We start from the raw sequence: 1,172 nt of genomic DNA, 5'->3' as shown, positions 1-1,172 counted from the left end.
GAGAACAATATTCCATATGAGATTGACCACAAAAAGTGGTAGGAAGATACCTAATGCACAAATGAAAAGATGTAAGACACCAGTACCGTTATTCCCAATATAGAAGAAGTAAAAAGGTCTTAAGAAGAATGCTAATAAACCTGCAACCATTTTCGATTTTTGAGTGGAAGTCGCTGTAACTTGCTGTCCTAGATTCACCTTAGAAACAATATATGTCTCATTATTTTTATAGTATTCTACAAAATCTCCAACTTGAGGTTCAAATCCAAAATTTTCTAAAGGAATTTCTGCAAAGTTCCCAACCGAATCTCCTACAGAAACGATACCATTTTCGATTTTAATAATTTTGTTCACTTTTATTTTCCTTTTTCATCTGTTTTTTTCTTAAATCCTAGGACAACCGCAAATACAACTAAAATTGCACCAATACTGATGAATAATCCTGTAGCCTTTTCCCCAGTATTTGGAAGAAGACTTTTCTTTTCAGTATTCTTTTTAACTGCTGAAGATGAAGAACCCAATGTAGAGCTTGGAGACACTTGTCCCTCATGTAATGTTTCAGAATCCTTCTCATTTGACTTCGCTTGCAATTTAGGAGTACTTTCACGAGTATCATTTGAAGACGAAGAGCTATTAGAAGATTTATTCGTTTCTGAGTTTGAATAATTTTTTTCTACTTCAGTTTTACTTTCACTAGATGGAGATGATGATGACTCACTTGGAACAATCTGATTAGGCCTTACTGAACTTGATGAACTCTCAGTTGACGAAGAGCCTTCTGACTGTTTGCTTTCGTCACTGTTACCATTAAATGGAGGGATGTAAATATCCTGACTGAAACTACCGTCCTCATTAGAAATTTTCAAAGTATAAGAGTGTGTGGGGTTATGTTCAACATGTAGTGTTCCCGGTCGAACCTCAATATCAAAGCTTTTCGATTGTTCATAACCGTTAAATGGAGGGATGTAAATATCCTGACTGAAACTACCGTCCTCATTAGAAATTTTCAAAGTATAAGAGTGTGTGGGGTTATGTTCAACATGTAGTGTTCCCGGTCGAACCTCAATATCAAAGCTTTTCGATTGTTCATAACCGTTAAATGGAGGGATGTAAATATCCTGACTGAAACTACCGTCCTCATTAGAAATTTTCAAAGTATAAGAGTGTGTGGG

The 1,172-nt window shown here is 35.7% G+C and carries 2 protein-coding genes; both read right to left on the bottom strand.

Annotated elements, in window-relative coordinates; translation table 11 throughout:
- The coding region (locus O0J15_RS21240) for a hypothetical protein (RefSeq protein WP_308306309.1) at positions 1-354 on the bottom strand (354 nt) is incomplete at its 3' end.
- Between the two features lie 2 nt (positions 355-356).
- Positions 357-1,172, bottom strand: an 816-nt coding sequence (locus O0J15_RS21235; RefSeq protein WP_308306308.1) for an LPXTG cell wall anchor domain-containing protein, incomplete at its 5' end; no start/stop codon positions are given.

The organism is Stenotrophomonas sp. Sm10 (assembly GCF_030985515.1).
GTDB classification, from domain to species: Bacteria; Pseudomonadota; Gammaproteobacteria; order Xanthomonadales; family Xanthomonadaceae; genus Stenotrophomonas; species Stenotrophomonas hibiscicola.
The sequence above is the reverse complement of the archived record's forward strand: the minus strand, read 5'-3'. Positions and strand labels throughout refer to the sequence as shown.